General features: G+C 58.2%; 17 protein-coding genes. All 17 read right to left on the bottom strand.

The window, feature by feature from the left end; all coding sequences use genetic code 11:
• Positions 1-12 precede the first annotated feature (12 nt).
• Positions 13-294, bottom strand: a complete 282-nt coding sequence (locus HYP802_RS0105350; protein ID WP_013946086.1) for a HypC/HybG/HupF family hydrogenase formation chaperone — start codon at positions 292-294, stop codon at positions 13-15.
• Entirely contained in the window at positions 264-2,723 is a 2,460-nt protein-coding gene (gene hypF / locus HYP802_RS0105355; RefSeq protein ID WP_024275295.1) for a carbamoyltransferase HypF, read from the bottom strand. Before hypF ends, HYP802_RS0105350 begins: the two co-directional genes overlap by 31 nt.
• Positions 2,724-2,733: 10 nt before the next feature.
• Positions 2,734-4,242: a sigma-54 dependent transcriptional regulator gene (locus HYP802_RS0105360; RefSeq protein ID WP_013946089.1), complete on the bottom strand. Its 1,509-nt coding sequence runs from the start codon at positions 4,240-4,242 to the stop codon at positions 2,734-2,736.
• 4 nt (positions 4,243-4,246) lie between these two features.
• The gene (hypB, locus tag HYP802_RS0105365) at positions 4,247-5,125 is read right to left on the bottom strand and encodes a hydrogenase nickel incorporation protein HypB (protein ID WP_013946090.1); all 879 of its coding nucleotides are present in this window, start codon (positions 5,123-5,125) and stop codon (positions 4,247-4,249) included.
• Entirely contained in the window at positions 5,125-5,466 is a 342-nt protein-coding gene (gene hypA, locus HYP802_RS0105370) for a hydrogenase maturation nickel metallochaperone HypA (protein ID WP_013946091.1), read from the bottom strand. Before hypA ends, hypB begins: the two co-directional genes overlap by 1 nt.
• Positions 5,459-6,385 (bottom strand): Uptake hydrogenase, encoded by a 927-nt coding sequence (locus HYP802_RS0105375; RefSeq protein WP_013946092.1) that lies wholly within the window; start codon positions 6,383-6,385, stop codon positions 5,459-5,461. Before HYP802_RS0105375 ends, hypA begins: the two co-directional genes overlap by 8 nt.
• Complete coding sequence (hybE, locus tag HYP802_RS0105380) at positions 6,382-7,224, bottom strand: [NiFe]-hydrogenase assembly chaperone HybE (RefSeq protein WP_013946093.1); 843 nt, start codon at positions 7,222-7,224, stop codon at positions 6,382-6,384. Before hybE ends, HYP802_RS0105375 begins: the two co-directional genes overlap by 4 nt.
• Positions 7,221-8,057: a hydrogenase expression/formation protein gene (locus HYP802_RS0105385; RefSeq protein ID WP_013946094.1), complete on the bottom strand. Its 837-nt coding sequence runs from the start codon at positions 8,055-8,057 to the stop codon at positions 7,221-7,223. Before HYP802_RS0105385 ends, hybE begins: the two co-directional genes overlap by 4 nt.
• A 12-nt stretch (positions 8,058-8,069) precedes the next feature.
• A complete protein-coding gene (locus HYP802_RS0105390; RefSeq protein WP_172636527.1) occupies positions 8,070-8,453 on the bottom strand; it encodes a hydrogenase in 384 nt (127 codons plus the stop codon).
• A 10-nt stretch (positions 8,454-8,463) separates the two neighbouring features.
• Positions 8,464-8,844, bottom strand: a complete 381-nt coding sequence (gene hypC / locus HYP802_RS0105395; RefSeq protein WP_081740949.1) for a HypC/HybG/HupF family hydrogenase formation chaperone — start codon at positions 8,842-8,844, stop codon at positions 8,464-8,466.
• Positions 8,786-9,400, bottom strand: a complete 615-nt coding sequence (locus tag HYP802_RS0105400) for a HyaD/HybD family hydrogenase maturation endopeptidase (protein ID WP_013946097.1) — start codon at positions 9,398-9,400, stop codon at positions 8,786-8,788. The genes hypC and HYP802_RS0105400 overlap by 59 nt, the downstream gene beginning before the upstream one ends.
• 243 nt (positions 9,401-9,643) lie before the next feature.
• Complete coding sequence (cybH, locus tag HYP802_RS0105405) at positions 9,644-10,387, bottom strand: Ni/Fe-hydrogenase, b-type cytochrome subunit (protein ID WP_013946098.1); 744 nt, start codon at positions 10,385-10,387, stop codon at positions 9,644-9,646.
• Between the two features lie 10 nt (positions 10,388-10,397).
• Entirely contained in the window at positions 10,398-12,212 is a 1,815-nt protein-coding gene (locus tag HYP802_RS0105410; RefSeq protein WP_013946099.1) for a nickel-dependent hydrogenase large subunit, read from the bottom strand.
• Positions 12,212-13,309 (bottom strand): hydrogenase small subunit, encoded by a 1,098-nt coding sequence (locus tag HYP802_RS0105415; protein WP_013946100.1) that lies wholly within the window; start codon positions 13,307-13,309, stop codon positions 12,212-12,214. Before HYP802_RS0105415 ends, HYP802_RS0105410 begins: the two co-directional genes overlap by 1 nt.
• 197 nt (positions 13,310-13,506) lie before the next feature.
• On the bottom strand, positions 13,507-14,961 hold the full coding sequence (locus HYP802_RS0105420; protein ID WP_013946101.1) for a nickel-dependent hydrogenase large subunit: 1,455 nt from the start codon (positions 14,959-14,961) through the stop codon (positions 13,507-13,509).
• Positions 14,958-15,965 carry a HupU protein gene (locus tag HYP802_RS0105425; protein WP_013946102.1) on the bottom strand — a complete coding sequence of 336 codons (1,008 nt, stop codon included), beginning with the start codon at positions 15,963-15,965 and terminating at the stop codon, positions 14,958-14,960. The genes HYP802_RS0105420 and HYP802_RS0105425 overlap by 4 nt, the downstream gene beginning before the upstream one ends.
• Positions 15,962-17,296: an ATP-binding protein gene (locus HYP802_RS0105430; RefSeq protein ID WP_029670806.1), complete on the bottom strand. Its 1,335-nt coding sequence runs from the start codon at positions 17,294-17,296 to the stop codon at positions 15,962-15,964. Before HYP802_RS0105430 ends, HYP802_RS0105425 begins: the two co-directional genes overlap by 4 nt.
• Positions 17,297-17,378: the final 82 nt, after the last annotated feature.

Genomic DNA, 17,378 nt, shown 5'->3' on the forward strand with positions numbered 1-17,378 from the left:
TTTTTACGCGGTTTATTGCAGGCCTGACGCGCGCATAGCTTCCATCTCGGCCTGTGCTTCCCCGAGTTCGTGCAAAATCCGCAGTGTTTCTGCGGCTTCGGCTTCATCGATTCGGCTCATCGCGAAGCCGACGTGAACGAGCACCCATTCGCCGACACACGTTTCAATCGGATTGTCGTCATCGATGATGCAGGCGACGTTCACCTGCCGTTTAACGCCGCTCACGTCGACTGTGGCAAGCCTCTTGTCTGCGTCGTCGATCTTTACGATGCGGCCTGGAATACCGAGACACATGAGGTGCTTCCTTCGTTCGTTTTGTTTTTTGCAGCTGTGATGAGTTGGGCAGCAGCGATTACCGCCTGACCGAGCGACAATCCTCCGTCGCCGGCCGGCACGTCAGCGTGTGTCAGGACCTTGAAGCCTTTTGCTTGTAATCGGCCAAGGACTTGTTCGAGCAAAATTCGATTGTTGAAGCAGCCGCCAGACAGCGCGACGGTGTCGAAGCGTGGTTCTGTCTCGTCTTTGCGGATCGCGAGGCTGGCAGTCATGTCTACGATGCCTCGCGCGAGCCCTTTGTGAAAGCGAGCCGCCATGACGCCAATTGGCGTCTTCTGCATCAGGTCTTCAAGAATGGCCTGCCAAGCGGCGAGAGGTTCGATGTACGGAAGCCGCGTGCTTCCGAAATTTACAATCGTAAAAGGATAGGACAGCGCATCGTCTTCGTGCAGCAGTGCATTGTCATCCACCGCGGCCTCGAGTTGCGCCGCGGCCTCGCCTTCATAACCTTGCCGGTCGAAGCACAGACCAAGAGCCGCGGCTACCGCATCGAATAAGCGCCCGCACGATGAAGCTTTTGGCACGTTGATGTCGGCTTGCAGCATGGCGTCGACGATTTGGCGCGGCTTTGCATCGAGGCGGCGAAAAACGTCGAGATCGCTGAAACGCTTTGCGTATTCCGGCCAACCCATCTCGGACGTGAGATGTGCGTAAAGATTTCGCCAGGGCTCGCGGGAGGCCACATCGCCACCCGGCATTGCTACCGGCTTAAATGTAGCCAGCCTCAAGGAGCGCGCGTAGTCGGCGAGTAGAAATTCTCCGCCCCAGATTTCTCCATCGTCGCCGAAGCCAAGACCGTCGAGCGCAATGCCAAGAACCGGAGCACCATGAAGCTCGCGGCCGTTCTCCGCCAGGCAACTTGCGATGTGGGCGTGATGATGTTGAATCTCGATAAGCGGGGCGACCTGCTTTCGGGCAAGGCTCTCGGCATGCGTTCTGCTGCGATAGCTGATGTGGCGATCGCAGACGATGACTTCCGGTTGAGCATCGAGCATCCGACAATAAAGGTCGATCGTTCGCGCGAAATCATTGCTCGTCTGGATGTCGTCGAGGTCGCCGATATGCTGAGACAACACTGCGCTACTGCATTTCAAAACGCAAAACGTGCTTTTCAAATCGCCGCCAAGTGCGATGAGTGGTGGAGCCGCTTCGAAACCTTGTGGCAATCTCATCGCCGCTGGTGCGTAACCGCGCGAACGCCGAATGATGCGCGCTTTGCTGGCGGCTATGCGCACGACTGAGTCGTCTACGCGGTTCAGAACATTGCGATTGTGAACAAGTGCGTAGGGCGTGATATCAGCGAGATTCGATTTTGCGTCTTCGTCGGAAATGACTTGCGGTGAATCTGAGCGATTGCCGGAGGTCATAACCACGGGGCGATCAACGTTCTGAAGAAGAAGGGCGTGTAGTGGCGTTGTCGGCAACATGAAGCCGAGCGTTCGCAAACCTGGAGCAATCGCCTCGGGGAGCCGTTCGGGGCCGTTGGCATCGAGAAGGACGATTGGCGCGGCGGCGCTCGTCAGTGCGGTCTCATCATCCGCTGACACGGTCGCATGCTGCCGGATGACATCAAGGTCTCGCGCCATCAGGGCAAATGGTTTGCGGTCGCGGTTCTTGCGATCACGCAAGCGCTGTACCGCGTCGGTGCGGGTTGCGTCGCACGCAAGTTGGTAGCCGCCAAGTCCTTTAATCGCAACAATCTCTCCCCGAGAAAGGAGATCACGCGTTGCATCGATGTCGTCGCGCATCAATGTGCGGTCAAAATCGAGGGGCTTTCCATCCAAACGGATCAAGCGCGCTTGCGGTCCGCAAGCAGGGCATGCCGTGGTTTCAGCATGAAACCGCCTGTCGCGGGGGTCGGTATATTCCGCTGCGCACTCGGGGCAGAGATCGAATGCCGCCATGCTCGTCGTTGCGCGATCGTAGGGAATGCTCTGGACGATCGACAGGCGCGGGCCGCAGTTTGTGCACGTTGTAAATGGATAGCGGTAGCGACGCGAGAGGGGTTGGGTAATTTCTCCGGCGCAATCGGGGCAAAGTGCGGTGTCGGGAGAAATTTCAGTATTGCCGACGCCGACCGTGCTTTCTTTGATCTCAAACGTTTCGGGTATATCACCGGCAAAGGTCGTGAGGTCGATGGATGCAACGGAGGCGAGTTCAGGAGCGTTCGTTCGAATTTCGCGCACCAGCGCGTCAATCGCTTGAAGATCGCCACGAACGCGAATGAGCACACCTTCAGCATCATTTAAAACATATCCCCAGAGACCAAGCTGATGCGCATTTCGCCAAACAAAAGGCCGGAATCCGACGCCCTGCACGCGGCCGCGAACGCGGATTTCGACGCTTGAATCCGAAGTCTTATTGGCGATGCATGCAGCACTCTTCATCGCTTTTGCCTCAGTGCGGAAAATCGGATTCGGGCTCGATCTCGGACAGCAGGGCGTCCGCGTCGCTTCCATCTTCGATGTCGTAACGGAGAAGCTTTGCGCGCAATCCCACTCGCGACAGGCCGAGCTCTTCTGCGGTGCGCGACTTGTTGCCTTTGCAGCGGATCAACGTCTCGCGAATGATCTTGGCTTCCAACCGCTCCACGCGCTCGCGCAACTGTCCGGGACCTCCTACAAATGTATCGACGATAGGGTCCGGAACGGCTTCGGCGCCGTCAGCATAGAGAATGTTGGTATCGAGTAAGTCCGCGCCCAACGTCTGGTCCTTCGACAGGATCAGCATTCGCGTAACCTGATTTTCCAGTTCGCGGACGTTGCCGGGCCACGAATAGGCACACATCCGTTTGATCGTCTCAGGCGCGAATTCCACGGCTTTCAAACCGTGACGGATCGCGGCGCGTTCCAGAAGTGCATTTGCCAACGGCGCAACATCGCAAATGCGTTTACGTAAAGGCGGGACTGAAATCGGGAAGGTCGCCAAGCGATAGTAGAGGTCATCGCGAAAGCGTCCGCTTGCAACCTCTTGCGCGAGATCGCGATTGGTGGCGGCGATGACACGGACGTCGACTTTTACCGTGTTGTTGGCGCCAACCGCCCGGACTTCACCTTCTTGCAGGAAGCGCAGCAGCTTCACTTGAAAAGCCGGCGAGATGTCGCCGATTTCATCGAGGAAGATCGTGCCTTCATGCGCTTGGCTGAGAAGACCCAGCCTGTGGGCGTGCGCCCCCGTAAAGGCGCCTTTCTGGTGGCCGAAGAGTTCACTTTCGAGAAGATCATCCGAAATGGCGGCGCAATTCACCGCGTAGAACGGCTTGTCCGAACGTAGGCTGCAGTAGTGGATGGCGCGGGCCATCAGTTCCTTGCCTGTCCCGGTTTCACCGAGGATGAGCGTCGGGACATCGAACCCTGCAATGCGCGCTGCCATATCGCACACTGCATTGAGTGGTGAACCCGGTGCGCGGACGATGTTGTCGAAGTTGAAGCCTTTGCGAAGCTGCTTGCGCTGTTCGTTCAAGCGATTTTGAACAGACGGTCCGAGCAACTTCAACTCGACGGAAAGACGTTCATGCTCGCGTTGGAGCATGAAAAGCTGTGTCGCGTTGCGGACAACGAGGAGCAGCTCCTCGGGATGCCAAGGCTTCGAGATGAAATGATAGATCCCGGCCTTGTTCACGAGATCGATGATATCGTTCGGGTCGGTATAGCCGGTAATCACAACGCGCATTACTTCGGGCCAGCGACGTCGCGCCTCGCTCAACACGTCGACGCCTGACATCCCAGGCATCCGCTGATCGCACAGGACAAGCTGTATCCATTGGTTTTCTAGAATGGATAATGCTTCCGCTCCGCTGGTCGCGGTGAAAACCTCGAAATCGTCTTCGAGGGTACGTTTTATCGCCTCGACCGAGCGCTGTTCGTCGTCGACGACAAGGACGGCCGGTTGATGCGCGTTCGACATCTCGTCACTCTAGACCGGCTGCCAGCATCAGATTGTCGAGGCGGGCTTTGACCGCATCGATCGCTTTGAGCGCCACGGCCTTCCGCCGCGCTTCGATCCAGCGCAACCAAGACTGCATTCCTTCACCGCTTTTTGCCGAAATCCGAATGACTTCGATATCGGGATTGATGCGCCGTGCGTTCGCTTCGCAGGCATCCATATCGAAATCGACATGCGGCGCCAGATCAACTTTATTTAGCAGCATGAGCGATGCCGCCGCAAACATGTGGGGATACTTCAGGGGCTTATCCTCCCCCTCGGTCACCGACAAAATCGCGACCTTGCTGTCTTCGCCGAGATCGAATGCGGCTGGGCAGACGAGGTTCCCAACATTTTCGATGAACAGCACGTCGCGCTCATGAAGATGCAGATGATCGATGGCGTGCTGGACCATCGATGCTTCGAGATGGCAGCCTTTTCCTGTGTTGATCTGAATGGCTGGGACGCCGGTTGCGCGAATGCGCATGGCGTCATTGTTCGTTTGCTGATCGCCTTCGATGACCGCTATGCCTTTGGCGCCCATTTGCCGAATCGTCTCGACGAGCAGCGTCGTCTTTCCAGAGCCGGGACTGGAGACTAGATTAAGAGCGAGGATCGCAAGGCTTTCGAGCCGTTTGCGATTACGCTCGGCGAGTCGATTGTTTTTCGACAGAATGTCTGCTTCGACCGCGACGAGCCGATTTTGCGAAATGCCCTCGACGTGAAGCCCAGCCTCGCCGCCGCTATAGTCGAGACTTCCGTCTTGACCATGATGGTGATGGCCATGACCCTCCTGAGCGTGGGCATGGCCGCCGTGGCCAGCTGTATTGACTGCTTCCGGGCCGCAGCCGCAAGTCGCACACATCAGATCACCTCCAAGTCCTTGATACGCAGTTCATCGCCACCGGTAACCCGCAAGCGCGCACCCGAGCAAAGGGGACACTCGGAGCCGTGTGTTTCGATATCGACGGTCCGATTACAATCAAAGCACCAAGCCTTCCCGGGAAGATCGATGATCTCAAGCGCGGCTCCATCTGCCACCGTTCCGCGCGCGGAGACATCAAAACCGAACATCAGGGCTTGTGGTTCGACACCGGCGAAGCATCCGATTTCAAGACGGACACGCGTCACACGATCGAACCGGGAGACCCTCGCCTGTTCAGCAATCAGATCAATAAGACTTTGGCAGATAGAAAGCTCATGCATTGCGCATTGCCTCCTCGTCCCATACGACCGGCATGCAGGGATCTGCGCACGTCATAGCAATGGCCATCTGTTGTCGCCTGACGGTATGGGGGGCTGTAGCGGCCGAGTTCAATAGTGTTTCGAGAAACGCCCCATTACCGGTCATGCCATCCGTTGGTGTCGCGATGCAATAGCTCTCGATCAACCCGTTGCGCAGACGTGCGGAATGCGTGAGGAGTCCGCGCGCCGCCTCGGCCCAGCCTTGGCCGTTCCGGATTGTGCCATGTCGGATTGCGATCTTATCCGAGCGTATTTCTTGGATGAGCGCGGCTGTCTCGATTGCCCGCGCGGCCATGCGCGCAAAGAGTGTGATGCCTTCCGCGTCGATGATGCGTTTCAAGCCCGGATGATGAATCACGCGGCCTATGAACGTCGGATCGCTGTCGTAGGCGACGCGACCCGGCGCCTTTGGCCATTGAGCAACCGTTGCAAGATCCGCGGCGATGTTGGCGCCGCTTTTGGCCATCCAAGTTTCGAAATCATTCAGCACAAGGTCCGATGGACCGTTGAAAACGACGCGCTCCAGATTATCGAGTTGCTGAGCCGTGAATTTTTTTGCCAGTCCCGTCATCGCAGCAATATCGGGTTGGCGGTCCAGTGCCACCGGCCACTCACGCAGCATGACCAGCGCATGCTCACGGAGCGTTTCGACTGCTATATGAAGATCTGCTTGCGTGTTCGGCGGCAGCCCCAAGGCTATGGCGGCTGCGGCGCTTTGGGCCGCCGGGCAGAGATTGAATATGAGAGGCACAAGCCGCATGGCTTCGGCGCGGCTCCGTCCGAGCAGCAGACGAGAGGCAGAATTCTCGCCTTTCGTTGAGAGTGTGATCCGAGGCTTTCCGCCAAGCTGCTTCAGCCCGACGGTGAGCGCCGGCATCATGATGCGCGCACCGGTGGTTGGTTGGCTGAAGCCTTCCTGCCGATCAGGATCGTTCGTCGGCTAAGAATGCCGTTATCCGGCGCGTTATCTTCATTGCCTTGCGGGATGATGTTTTCTTCCGCGCGCGCGATCTCGGCTTCGCGCAGCATACTGATATCGGCGACCCTGTCGGTCTCCTCGCGATTGGTCTCGTCGAATAGGCCGACGATTGCTGCTCGGGCAACGTCCGTTGCCTGCAATTGGCTCGCAAATTCGCCCATCGCAGAAAACAAAGAACATGCGAAATAGCTGCCGACCGGCGGCCGGCTGTTGTAGAGAAATTCATAGCGTCCGGACGGGAACGAAAACACCCGTTTGTCGCCGACTTGATGATGCGACCAGTCCTCGGCTGGGCCCGGCAGGATAATCAAATTCATGAACCATGGCGCGAGAAGGATGCCGATAACACGGCCTTCCCAAATTCGGAAGCCGATTGCTTCGACGCTGAGCGAGCGATTGCAAAAGGGCACGTCGCGCATCTTCGTGTTGAAGATATTCTGGAAAGCCTCTGCCAGTTGCTTCGGCCGTTCGGCCAACGTGGCCGCTAATTTTTGATCGTCATCTGTCGGCGCTGGCGCGCTGCTGCTGACCACCATGAACCCTTCACGTCCACCGTCGCATTGCGGACACCGCCAATCGGCGGGGAGGGCGGTAAATGGCATGCCGGGCCGAATTTGCCGGACCTCGTCTCCGACTGCAGGATCGTAGGTGTACCAGCAGATTTTGCATTCGAGAATCGTATCGCTGGCGATGTTGCTGCCGTTGCCCTTGAATGATCCTTCAAAACGTTCGCCGCTCATGACATGGCCTCGGCAACTTCGGCGAGACGCGTTGCCGAGTCGCGAATGTCCTCCGGCGCCGCGCATGCAACTTCGGGAATCTCCGAGACTTCGATGGTGTCGAGGATCAACGCGTCCTGCGAATTGTAATAGCGGACGCGCCAGACTGTCGGATATGCGGTCGCTTCGATTCGGCAGTTGCCGTATCCGCGAGAAAGGAACGTCGCCGGCCCCGTGCCGAGGGATGTTGCCAGATAGTCGAGGTCTTCCGGTGTGTGTGGCATCAACGTCAAATTTACAATGTGGGGTGCTGCGCGCTCGGTGCGCTGGTGCACCTGTTCGAGAATCTCGGTCAGCAGAAAGGGGCCATTCACGACGCCGGGGCCGGGCTCAGGAGGCATTGGTGGCATGTCGGAACGGCGCTTGAAGACTGCGTCTGGCACTGCGCCGATTTCGATGTGTTCGCCCTTCGGATTGCCGACTTCGCGAATTCGCCAAACTCCGGCAAACACCGACTCTTGAGCTTCGATGCGGGGTATCTCATCGATGCGCACCGCAATCTCTCCTTCGCCCAACGCATCGGCAAACGTCTTGGCATTTCTGCTATCGAACTCCGGCAAATCGAAACGCAGGTTTGCGTTGCCTTCCGTCCAGCCCGCAGCCAAATCCCCTATGCGGCGCAGAGCATTGACCGCCATCAAAATTTGGGACGGATCGTCAATCGAAGGAAAGTTCGGTTGAAACGTGCGCATGCCCGACGGCATCACCATGTAGTCGAGTTCGGCGCCGTCTCCCTCTCCGGGCTGGCTGCCGGGACCAAATCCGAGAGGCGGAAGGACAAAGCTTCTGGCCATTGCTTAATGCTCCTACTGGCGGACGGAAGTGGCGGGCCGGTCTAAGATGGTTTTGATCTCGGCAAGATAGTCCGTCCAATCGCGGACCTTCGGAATGGCCCCGGTCATCTCGCCATCGCAAAGAAAGATGAGCGATGGCACCGGCCAGACTTCGTATCGCTCTCGTAGTGGTTGCTCGATGGATCGGTCTACGACCGCTGCTTGGAAGCGATGTTGAAACGCCTGGACAAGTTCGGGAAGAATTGCGGCAACGTCATCGGTTTCAAGATTCGTCGCCGGATCTCCCGTGAGGAAGAGCACGCGTTCGCCCGGCTCCGCGAGAAAACATTCGAGCGTTGTTTCATCGAGAATGGGATAGCCCAAATCTTCCGTCAGGCGCTTTAGCACTTTCGACATCATTCGCTCCTTAACCGACGGATGCGCCGGATCTGCGTGCACGTTCGAGATGCGGAGGCAAAGACGGCTCTCGCGTTTCGAGATCGGAGAAGAATCCGGAGACGTTTTCTCCGGCCATTGCCGCTTCGAGGCCGCGCAGGGCTTCGGCGACAAGCGCCGCCTCAGTATCGTCAAGCCGCCTTCGCGCCACTTTGAGGAACACGAGAAGCCAGTCTCCAGTCTGGACTTGACCGACGAGACTGGTGTCGATGTCTTCCTGCACGCCGTCCCTATCGCAGATGGCCGAGAGGTCATTTGCGCGAATGACCTTCATGGGCACGCCGATGCACATCTCAACTTCTCCAAGTGGATAGAAATCGTTCATCGCCGAAGCGGCAGGCGACGTCAGCATTCGGCCGTCCTTGCTCGTAGGCGCGTCGTTCAAGTGCGGCGGGGCCGAGCTCTTCGGGGACGGATGTCCGTTGCGTGGCCTGGACGCCGAGGCGGTCTAATTCTGCAAGTACGGCGGCCAGAGCGTCATCGATGCGGACTTCGGTCGCCGGCGTCAGCGATCCGCCGTAGTCTTCGATCACTGCGGGCTGCACGCCGACAAGGAGGATGCGCTTTGGTTCCCAGCCAAGCATTCGCGCTGTGGCCAGAACCTCCTGAAATCCGGCCTGATGAAGCGAGATTTTCTTGGCGCCCATAAAGGTCGGCACATCGTCGTCGGTGACGAGCTTCAGCGTTCCGGGTGTAAGACCGTAGTCAACAGCATCGAGAATGATTAGCGCCGCGCAGGACTGAACATGCGGCAGCAAATAGACGCCTTGCGTTCCGCCATCCATCACGAGAACATTGTCTGGAAACGTGTAGCGCTGGTGCAGGTATTCGACGGCGCGAACACCGAAGCCCTCGTCGGCCCACAAAACGTTGCCGATTCCGAGCACAAGAATTGAGACGTTTGTCACGTCGTCTCCCCTCGCCAGCTCTGTGGCTGGCTGCTTGTTTTGAGGGGAGCAGCATCAAGAAACGTGCCAGCGGGAAAAATAAATATGACATCAACAAATACAAGGCGTTACAGATCAATTTGATTTTCGTTCAATGATTTTTCGGAAGGTCGCCTTCCGAGGCTCCATACCAATCGACAACTTACTTTCCAATAAAAAAGGCAGCCTGGCGGCTGCCTAAGGGTGAGTGTGGGAGGACGAAGGTTAGTCTGGGTCGTCGTCTTTGAAAGTTCGGTCACCCGAGATCATCGTTGAAACGATGCTCTGACGGGACATGATGTCTTCGCGGATGGCGACGTAGATGTGAATGATGACGAACGTCAGGATAAACCACATGCCAAGCCTGTGTAGCGTGTGGACGTCATAACTCTGGCCGACAAGCGGGATTAGCCAGCCGAAGACCTTGTCCTGCCAGCTTCCGCGCTGGGCTCCTTCGGCGTAAAGCGCAAAGCCGGTAACGATCATGAATGTCAGGCCAAGTGTCATGAAAATAAACATGGCGACTTGAGCCAACGGGTTGTGCCCGACGTACTTCTTTGGTTGTTTTTCCAGGAACAGATACCAGCGTAGCTCGAACCAGACTTCCCTGCGCCACTTGGGATCCAAGAGCGGAAGACGAAAGAGCTGTTTGGAATGGAAGTTGCCGATAAACGACCAGTAGAAGCGGAAAATGAAGCCGATTGCGAGAATATAGCCTGCCGTGAAGTGGGTGAAGCGAATATAGCCCATCAGAAAATTGGCGCTCGCTTCGCCCGGCATCGTTGGCAGCGGGCGTCCGATGAAGAAGCCCGTCAGCGCGAGAACGAGGATCGCTGCGGCATTGATCCAATGCCACAGCCGAACCGGTGCTTCATAGACGTAAACCGACGTCTGGTGGGTCGCGCCGGGCAACGCCGGCGCGCGAGGGCGTGATGGGGATAGGCTTTCTGAATCGACAATGTCGGTCATGTTACCCTCCTTAGCGCACCGTAACTTTGGCAAGTTCACGCCCGTCCTCGCTCATGACGTGCGTTGAGCAGGCAAGACATGGATCGAAGGAGTGGAGCGTCCGCAGAATTTCGACGGGTTCATCCGGGCGTTCCATCGGCGTATTCATCAAAGACGCTTCGAAGGCGCCGATATTGCCGCTGGGATCGCGCGGCGAGCCGTTCCAGGTGGTCGGGACGATGCACTGGTAGTTGGCGATCTTGCCGTCCTTGATCTGGATCCAGTGGCCGTTGGCGCCGCGGGGAGCGGCAACAAGACCATAGCCCTTGGCTTCCTTTGGCCAGGTTGCCGGATCCCACTTTTCAACGTTGGCGGTCGCGGAATCACCGTCCTTGATGTTGGCGATGAGCTCGTTCCAATCTTCGCGCATCATCTCAGCGCAGTAGTGCGCTTCAAGCGCACGCGCGAGCGTGCGCCCGATCGTAGAGGGCAATGCCTGCTTCGGCGTCAAATTCGTGCCGGCAAGCGCATTAAATGCAGCGAGCGACGAGTTGACTTGCTCGATGACGTAGCCATTGCCTTGCGCGTAATTGAGAATGTAGCGCGACAGAGGGCCAACCTCGACGGCGTGGCCGCGCCACCGCGGCGACTTGATCCAGGAATACTTTGCAGACTCGTCGATCTGCTTGATATCCGTCCGCGTTCCGACGAGGTTCGGGCCGAGCACGAAGTTATGGTCAGTGACGCCATCCCACGGATGAAGGCCTTTGGCCTCATCGGGGTAGGTATACCAAGAGTGGGCGACGAATTCCTGAATCTGATTGGGATCGGCCGGATCGATCGGAAGCACTTCGTTCCAGTTGCCGTTGAGGATGACGCCGCCCTTTAATTGGTCGGTCGATTTATCGTAGTTGACCTTCGGGTAATCGCCGTAGTCCATGACGTTCGTGGCGGAAAGGCCGCCGCCGTAGAGCCATCCTTTATAGAACGTCGCGATGGCGATGACGTCTGGGATGTAAACGTTCTTGGAGAACTCGTAGGCTTGGTCGATCTTCTCCTTGACGAGGTTCAAGCGTTCCATGTTGAGCGGAGCGCCCGCGGCCAAATCGCCATCCATGTTAATGGCGCAGGGAACGCCGCCGACCATGTAGTTCGGATGCGGGTTCTTGCCGCCGAAGATCGTGTGGATCTTGACGATCTCTTTCTGCAGGTCGAGCGCTTCGAGATAATGCGTGGTGGCCATCAAGTCGGCTTCGGGCGACAGCTTGTAAGCCGGATTGTCCCAATAGCCGTTCTTGAAGATGCCGAGCTGGCCGGATTCAACAAAACGCTTTAGGCGGTTCTGAACATCGCGAAAATAGCCGGGCGATGACATCGGATGGTTGGGACCGACGCGCTGCTGCAACTCAGATGTCGCCTTGGGATCGGCCTTGAGAGCGTTGACAGGATTGACCCAGTCGAGTGCGTGCAGATGATAGAAATGCACGACGTGATCATGCCATTGCAGGGTCTTGGCCATGATCTCGCGGATGAGATGCGCATTCTTCGGAATGCGGATGTCGAGCGCGTTTTCGACGGCACGCACCGAGGCGAGGGCATGACAGCCTGTGCAGACGCCGCAGATACGTTCGACGAAGGCCCATGCGTCGCGTGGATCGCGGCCACGAAGAATGACTTCAAGTCCTCGCCACATCGTTCCTGTCGAGACGGCGTTGCGAATGACGTTATGCTCGTCGACATTCACCTCGCAACGCATATGCCCTTCGATGCGGGTGACTGGATCGACGACAATACGGCGCCCGGTGGTGTCCAGGCTGAAACCGTTGGGGGTTTGGATGACAGGCATCAAACGTTCTCCTCATTCTCAGCGGCCGACTGGCGCTTGACCTGCGCGCGCTTCAGCGCGCTGATCGCGGCGTGGATGGCGACTGCGCCGCCGACGCCGGCCGCTACCGTGCCGCCGATCCGATCGGCATTTTCTTCAATTCCAAATTGGTGGATGGTTTGCAGGCGCGCGTACCAGGAACCCTTGTCCCAGAACCCTTCCTCCGAACAGCCGATACAGCCGTGCCCCGCTTGAATCGGGAAGCTTGTTCCATCATTCCAGCGTACGGTCGAACAGGCGTTGTAGGTTGTCGGCCCTTTGCACCCGACCTTGTAAAGACAGTAGCCGCGGCGGGCGCCTTCATCATCGAATGCTTCGACGAACTGCCCGGCGTCAAAATGGGGACGGCGATAGCATTTGTCGTGAATGCGCTGGGAATAGAACATTTTCGGGCGGCCGGTCCGGTCCAGCTCGGGCAACCGGTCGAAGGTCAACATGTAGGTAATAACGCCGGTCATGACTTCGGCGATCGGCGGGCAACCGGGAACCTTGATGATCGGCTTGTCTGTGATGACCTTGTGAACCGGTGTTGCCTGTGTCGGGTTCGGGCGCGCCGCCTGGACGCAACCGTGGCTCGCGCAAGAACCCCACGAGATGATCGCTTTGGCGTGCTCGGCGGCGTGCCGCAACTGATCGACGAACGGCTTTCCGCCGATGATGCAGAACATGCCGTCTTCGTTGAGCGGCGGATTGCCTTCGACGGCAAGAATGTAATTTCCCTTATAGCGCTCGATCGTATCCTGTAACGCGGCTTCCGCCTGATGGCCGGCCGACGCCATCAAGGTATCGTCGTAGTCGAGCGAGATCATCGAGAGGACGACGTCTTTGACAAGCGGATGCGCCGAGCGAATGAACGATTCGGAGCAGCACGTGCATTCCAGACCATGTAGCCAAAGCACGGGCGTGCGCGGCTTGGTCTCCATCGCGTGCGCGATCTCGGTCATGTAGCTCGGTCCGAGCCCGAGTGCCGTCGCAGTCAGTGAGCAGAACTTGAGGAACGACCGGCGAGTCACGCCCTGCCGCCGCATTACCTCGTAGAATGTTTCGGTTGGTTTCATCCTGCTGCCTCTCCCGGATTTCGCGCGCAGCGATGCGCGCTTTGGCGGGTCAAGACGCAAGGCTCATGCCATCACATTTATGCTTTTAAAATCAAGTATTTCTCTAAATCACGGACGCTCAATGTGGTGACGCGCTTTCACTTCGATCGAAAGGTTGGAAGCGCGGTTGCCAGTTGATGGCGGTGTCGCCATGTCCGTCAGTGAACCGTGCAGACCATGCAGGGATCGAATGACCGGACGATGTGCTGCACCGATACCGGCGTCGATTCCCCGGGACGAACGCGAGCGCCGCGCAAGGCTTGCTCGACGGGGCCAGGTGTTCCGGTGGCGTCGCGCGGCGAGAAGTTCCAGGTCGTCGGGGCAATGATCTGGTAAGAGGCGATCCGGCCCTGTTCGATCACCAGCCAGTGTCCGAGTGAACCGCGCGCCGCTTCCGTCAGGCCCTGCACGTGTGCCGACTGGGGTAAACGTCCACGCGTGATGAAATGTTCGCCGGGTGTGATCTCGCTCGCCCAACGTTCCATCGCGACCAATGTTGCCGCGATCTCGAATAGCCTTCCGACGACGCGCGCACGCACGTTGGCTGCGCCCTCGTGCAAAAGATCGGCAGCCAATGGATGTCCTGCGATCAGCATGCGGGCGAAGGCTCCGACTTCTACCGTTTGCCCTCCCAGTCGCGGGGCCTTGCACCAGCTATAGCCGTCCGCCATGGCCTCATCAGGGTACGTGCGGCCCTCGAAGGGATGCGCCGGCGGTCCGAGCATCCAGGAACTCGCCAGATCCTCGACGATAAGGCCGGTATCCAAATATGCGCGGCGTCCATCGTCCCAAACGCCCGAAGGAAGGAGCGGGATCCCATCGACAGGATAAGCGCCATAGCTCATGAAACGCGTTGGTCCGAGTCCCGATTTGTCGAGTTCAAGCGCGTCTGAAATCGTAAGAAAGAGGCGCAAACTTCCTTGGCTTGGCTCTCGCGAATGCCAGGCACGAAGCGCATCGGCAGTGTCGATTTCCAGCACTCGCTCAAGCTTGTCGGCGAAGATGCTCGCTTCCGCCCAGGCCCGGAATTGCCTGATGATTGCGAGAAGCCGCACGCGGTCGCGCTGATCCGGCGCCTTCGTCACGCCGCCCGGCTGCAGAGACAGCGTATGGGGCCATTTTCCGGCGAGAAGCCCCATGATGTGCAGAAGCTCCGAACGCGCTGTCATCGCCTCTCCGACGAGCGTGCCGCCTTTCGCCTTGAATTTTTCGACGACCTTGGCGTGCCACGGCTCGTCGGCGTAAACTGCACGCGCGAAATCGGTCATGAAGAACACGTGGAAATGTGTCAGATGGTCAGCGATGTTTTCGGCGGCGTGGATGATCGCAGCCGCCCGCTCGCCGTTCGGCGGTGGTGCAATCCCTTGCGCGGCCGCAAGCGCCCTTGCGGCGGCGACGGATTGCGATACGGAACAAATTCCACAAATGCGCGGCACGATCGTCAGCGCATCGCGCGGATCTTTGCCTTCCAGTATCTGCTCGAACCCGCGGAAGAGTGGCGAGTTGACATAAGCCGCGCCAACCTCTCCATCTCGAATATCGAGGCGAATTTCGAGGTCGCCTTCGACTCGATTGAACGGCCCCGCAATGATCCGCCGGGTACCCTCAGTCATTTGAGATTCGTGTCTCTGTCAGTCGGTGGCGCGACGATGTAATCAGCGACCGCGTTGAGTTTGACGCGTTTGGGCGTCGCGGCCTTGGACAGCGAAGCCAGCGCGATAAACCAAGCCTTCGGCATGTCCGTCGGTAGACCGATCGGAATGCCGCCGATCTTCGGCGTTTCTGTAAACACGCGGCCCGGCTCCTCGAATTCCGGCGCCGTGCAATTGATGCACGGATAGCCGCCGCGCGTGCACGACCCTTCGCCATTCCAAGCTCGAGTGTTGCAATCGCCGTGGGCCTGCGTGCCGATACAGCCCAGGTTTTCCATCATGCAGCCGATTTCGGACAGTTCCTCAGCGCTCGCCTTGTATTCGTAATATTCATTGCGGGAACAGCCGTGATGCACGAGGTGATCGGAATAAAAGCGGGGACGGCGCAATGGATCGAGGTCTGAGAGAGAGAGTGCATCTTCGGACAGAAGCATGAGCGTTTCGGTTACCCAGTTAGGGTGCGTCGGGCAACCGGCGATATTGATGACGGGCAGACCGCTTCTGCTGCGGAAATCTGCACCGAGCGCGCCGCCCTGATTGCGCCCTTCGAACTGCAGTCCAACCGCGTCGGCTGGATTGTTCCCTGCTGCCGTTATGCCGCCGTAAGCCGCACAAGAACCAACGCCGACGACGTATTTCGCCAGTGGCGCAAGTTCCCGCAGCCACTCGATCATCGGCCGCCCTGTCCCCGCGAGTATATGAAAGCGTCCGCTGCCATTGGGGCCGCGCAGTACGGAGCCTTCGAAACAAAGAATGTCGAGCGGTCGCCGGCCCGCGATCACGTCGCTTAAGACCGCTTGGACTTCGTCTCCGCTTTCTTCGCTGAGCGAAGGATGCCAAAGAAAATCGAGCCCGAAACTCTCCAGCACTGGAAACAGTCCCGGTGCTTCGGCGCACATCATCGACATCGTGCAACCACCGCAGCCGCCGGATTGCAGCCAGAGCACTGTCTTCGGATTTCTCATCGCTCAGCCTCTCCGCCCTGCCACGACAGCGGCAAACGGATTTCAAACATTGCACCTCCCGACGATTTGTTGACGGCCGTGAGCATGCCGCGATGCTCCTTTACGATTTTATAGCTGATGGAAAGGCCGAGCCCCATGCCTTTTCCCACCGGTTTGGTCGTGAAAAACGGATCAAAAAGCTTGAGCAGAGCTTCCGGCGAGATGCCAGGGCCTTCGTCCGCAATCCGCAAAATCGCTTCGTCTTGAGTTGCTGTGATTTCGACGGCAATCTCGCCGCTCTCTTTGCCTTCCATACTGTCACAGGCGTTTTGGATGACATTCATCACGACCTGCTGAATATGGCCACCGCGCCCCTCGACGAGAAGTTTTTCTGGCGCCGTCACCGCCACGTGAATTCTGGGCTCGTGCGCCTTGACGACCCATGTCAACGCTGTGCGGGTGATGGCCACGAGATCGAAGAGCTGCGTCTCGCCATTGCCCTCAGCAGAGAACCGGCGCAGTGACTCGACGATATCGCGGACACGTTCCGCGCCTTCGAGCGCACCGGCAACGGCGCTGCGCAGATTGGCGACGGCGCGGTCGATTTTGAGAGTCTGGCGGGCTTCGATGAGCTCTTCGCGCGGCGCGCCAGCCTGAACCTTATCGAAATACGCTTCGAGGCGGCCGACGTAACGCTCCAGCGCATGGGCATTCCCATAGACAAAGCTGATCGGATTATTGATCTCGTGAGCAACGCCCGAAACGAGGCGTCCGAGCGAGGCCATTTTTTCCGAATGCACGAGCTGCTCCTGGGTCCGCACCAGCGTGCCGTGAGCATTGTTGAGTTCGAGATAAGCGCGTCGCAATTCGCCGACGGGCCGTCCGATGAGAACGATACCGACAACGCGCCCTCGCGGATCGATACGTGGGGCTGCATGGATATCGAGAAGTTCGGCGGAGTTGCTGCCTTGGATCGAGAGTTCCAGGCGCTGCGTCTTTGCATTGGCCGCGGCGGCAAAGAGCATGTTCGACAACCGCTCTCTGTCTGTTTCGATGAACAGGTCTGCAACCAGCATGCCTATGAGCTTCGAAGCGGGCGTTCCGGTCTGCCGAACTAACGCCGCGTTGGTCTGCACGATACGGTTGGAGAGATTGCAGGCGATCAAAACATCCGTCATCGATCCGAGGACGGATTCCATGAAGGCACGCATTGCTTCGAGTGCCGAGTTTTTCTCTTCGAGTTCGACTTGGTACTTGAGAAGCTCCGAGTACGTCTCGTCCATCTTCCGGATCACGTCGATCCAGGCACCGTCCGTAAAGCTGCTGTCGGCCGTAGGTTGCGTATCTGCCATCGGTTGGATTATAGGGCTTCGCCTCGTCGTCGACAAACCCGCTTTTGGCATTTACTGACTTAGCAGCCTTGGACTTTTCGTC

The sequence above is a fragment of the Hyphomicrobium sp. 802 genome (assembly GCF_000526135.1).
Taxonomy (GTDB): Bacteria; Pseudomonadota; Alphaproteobacteria; order Rhizobiales; family Hyphomicrobiaceae; genus Hyphomicrobium_B.